The sequence below is a fragment of the Rhizobium bangladeshense genome (genome assembly GCF_001662075.1).
Taxonomy (GTDB): domain Bacteria; phylum Pseudomonadota; class Alphaproteobacteria; order Rhizobiales; family Rhizobiaceae; genus Rhizobium; species Rhizobium bangladeshense_B.
In genome coordinates, this window is record NZ_LYPL01000051.1 from 1 (window position 1) to 3010 (window position 3010).

3 protein-coding genes and 1 pseudogene are annotated in these 3010 nt (G+C 54.8%); 2 read left to right on the forward strand and 2 right to left on the reverse strand.

The genetic code is table 11. The annotated features are described in order from the left end of the window. The first annotated feature begins 870 nt into the window (after positions 1 to 870). Both A7X77_RS31120 and A7X77_RS32850 read left to right on the forward strand, forming a co-directional pair. Positions 871 to 1191, forward strand: a complete 321-nt coding sequence (locus A7X77_RS31120) for a hypothetical protein (protein WP_064686626.1) — start codon at positions 871 to 873, stop codon at positions 1189 to 1191. 132 nt (positions 1192 to 1323) lie between these two features. Beyond that, positions 1324 to 1513: pseudogene (locus A7X77_RS32850) on the forward strand (IS3 family transposase); the annotation flags it as partial. Between the two features lie 226 nt (positions 1514 to 1739). Here A7X77_RS32850 and A7X77_RS31125 read toward each other — a convergent pair. Together A7X77_RS31125 and A7X77_RS31130 are read right to left on the reverse strand one after the other, a co-directional pair. Beyond that, positions 1740 to 2384, reverse strand: a complete 645-nt coding sequence (locus A7X77_RS31125) for a nucleotidyltransferase family protein (RefSeq protein WP_082928900.1) — start codon at positions 2382 to 2384, stop codon at positions 1740 to 1742. 41 nt (positions 2385 to 2425) lie between these two features. Then, a partial coding sequence (locus tag A7X77_RS31130) for an XdhC family protein (RefSeq protein ID WP_197486922.1) occupies positions 2426 to 3010 on the reverse strand: 585 nt, incomplete at its 5' end.

Sequence of the window (3010 nt, forward strand, 5' to 3'; positions counted from 1 at the left end):
ATGCAGGGCTATACAGGCAACATGTGCTCGGAGTGCCAGAACTTCACAATGGTGCGGAACGGCACTTGCGAGAAGTGCGACACGTGTGGTGCGACGAGCGGGTGCAGCTGAGCGGGCTTGTGGTTCTGTCCCGTGCCCACAGATTTGCGTCATAGCCCGTGATGTGCGTCTGACAGACCTTTAAAAGTGCGTCTAAGGGCAAAAGGAAATAAATCGCGTTCGGTGTGAGAACATCGAATGCAAGTCGGAAATGGAGGGCACCCGCTAGCCGCATCTCGCCCCTCCAACGCATACACCTCCGCCGGCACGACTCGTGTCGGCGGAAAACGGCCAAGGAACAAAACAGGAATCAGACACTAGGTGTGTGAAAACGGTATGGCTGACGCGGTGATTGCAAACTAGTCCGGACACGACTACCAAGCTGGGGCCTTCTGGATACACGCTTCAATCCAGGCCTCCGGTCGGCGTTCCTTCAGGTCGAGACCGCCCACCATCAGGTAAAGTTCCCCGTCAATCAGGCTGGACGCTTCTGGAGTTTCATGCTGGGGGGCGGTGTCTAGTGTCCACCGCGAAAATCTCGATATCAAGTCCTAGTCGAACATGCGATCGGTAGGAATAAAAGAATGCTGGGCAAGAGCATTGTACACGTCACCAAGCGAACACCTCTGTCCGAGCCTGAAACCGGTCTGAAAGCTTGCGGAAAGTCCGGGTCTCGCACAGATGCTGCCGGGAGATGCCCAGCAAGCTGGCCAATAGAATCTTTGGCTCCTGATAGCCGGAAGGATGTCATCAAGGCTAGCACACCCTCAGATATTGCTTGACGCGAGTGTCGAAGCGGAACCACCATACCTCATGGTAATAGGAGAGGTCATGGAAACGAGGGCGCTTTTCAACAAAGCAGAGGCAACGCTTAGGGCCGTCACGAAGGAAGCTGAGTTCATCCTTCTCGCGCTTCGGGGAGCGGAGAAAGAGGCGGAAACCGAGCACCTTCGGGCAAACGAGGCGCGTGATTGGGAAGATAAAAATACAGTGCTGGCGGCGACGCACGCTTATGAGCGCTACTCGGCAATCAGTTTGGCGGTTCGGGATGTTTCAGGATTTCTGGTGGGAGCGCAATCTGCCCTTGACGCGCTCGATATGAAAACTTGTGAATGGGCGGTGTACGCAGCGAGGAACGATATTGCAGCGTAGACGTCGGCGACGGACATGGTTGCGCAGGTTGCAATTTGACCCGGTGCAGGAGCCATGACCAAAAATTCCAGCCATTTTACATACGACGAGGGACTTTTGAGATAGGCATTGATCTTCGTCGACGGCTGCTAGGATAACTCCCTCGCCGAGACGATCAACGGTCTCGGCAGGGCCGAGGTCATCCATCGACGCGGCCCACGGCGAATCTTCGAAGCAGTAGAATTCACCACGCTCAAAATGGGTGGATTGGTTCAACAACCAGCGTCTTCTGGAGCCTATTGGAAACATCCCGCCAGCCAAAGCCAAGGAACAGTATTACTGAATGCGCCAGTTATGACCACATAACTAAAGGAAAAGGCCTCCGGCAAATCCGGTTCGGTTCAGATTGCCTCCGCATCTGACGTAAACGCCTAAAACCAGTGGCGCTTCACCAGCCGTTATGATCTTGATGGGAATAGCGAGATTATCACATAGGCGATCCGTCCCAAGAGTTCACGCTCCGGGCGGACTTGCTCATCGCAGGCATGATGAATCTCAGCGCGCCCTCGTCACCGCACCAATATGCCGCCCGCAGCAATCACTTCGTTAGGTGTATCGACATCCAAAAGAGCGGCATGACCGATTGCAACGCCGACAACCGGGTAGCCAGACGCCTCGATGATTTGACGGGCTCCGATATCTCCACGAAGGCCGAGTATCATAGGGACCAGCGATCGAGGGAGAATTGCCGGATTTCCCGGTATTTCACCGCAAACCGCTCGAACAATCGATCGCCCCTCGTTAGCAAGAAAAACCGAGATAAGTTTATCGAGATGATGGGGCGTAATGCCGGGCATGTCGGCCAGCATCACGAGCACACCTTCGGCATCTCGTATCGAAGCCGCAGAACACGCGGCGACAAGGGAGGATGCCATGCCGAGCAAATAGTCGGCATTGAAAACGATACCCACCGGCAAACCGGATATCGCTTTCTCGATCTTCTCTCTCTGATATCCGGAAACAACGGTGATAGACGACGCGCTACATTTCAATGCCACCAATACAGAGCGTCGGATCAAAGGTACCCCTTCAAATTCCGCAAGCAGTTTGTGGTAGCCTTCCCCACCCATTCGGCTCGCTCGGCCGGCAGCTAAGATGACGACTGAGACAGGTCCTTGCGATCGTTGTCGATCTTTGAGTTCATTTAGGTCCATGGCTTCCCCGAGGGAATTGGTCTCCAACGTCAATTCGGCAATTATGGCACCGAAGCCAGCCGTGCTGCTGCAACGTCGGCAACGATCGCACGCGCCAGAGAATTAGAATCGCGCGCAGGCCCGAAGATTCCGATCGGCGCTTTGATCCGGGAGATTTGAGCGCGTTCTATTCCAGACATTTCCAGCCTTCTCGTGCGTTCTCGGTGGGTACGCTCGCTTCCAAGCGCGCCGATGTAGAAGACCTCCGAATGAAGAACAGCTTCGAAGATCGGAATCTCCTTTTCAATATCGTGATGGAGGAGAACAATCGCGCTAAAAGCGTCAGCAGCTTCGGAGAAATCGAACTTTCGCTCGGATTGGGACAAGACACCGTAGCCTGCGGCCTCAGCAACGCGCCTTACAGCGTCTGCTTCGGCATTGTTCCCGGAAATCAACAGACGAGTTGGCGGGCTATAGACACGTACGAAATCCCCGGCAACCCACGAAGTCCGCTCACGCCGCGCGGCGACAGTCAGACGGGAATACAAAGTTGAATAGCAAAGGGCGACTGGCCGTCTCCAACGAAGTTCTTCAAGTACGTGCTGTATCTCCGAGATGCCGCGCAGGACGTGGATAGCGACAACAAT

What these genes read in the sequence shown, in the direction of transcription:
- A7X77_RS31120 (WP_064686626.1), top strand. Translation starts at nt 871, where the DNA reads ATGGAAACGAGGGCGCTTTTCAACAAAGCAGAGGCAACGCTTAGGGCC.
- A7X77_RS31125 (WP_082928900.1), bottom strand. Translation starts at nt 2,384, where the DNA reads ATGGACCTAAATGAACTCAAAGATCGACAACGATCGCAAGGACCTGTC.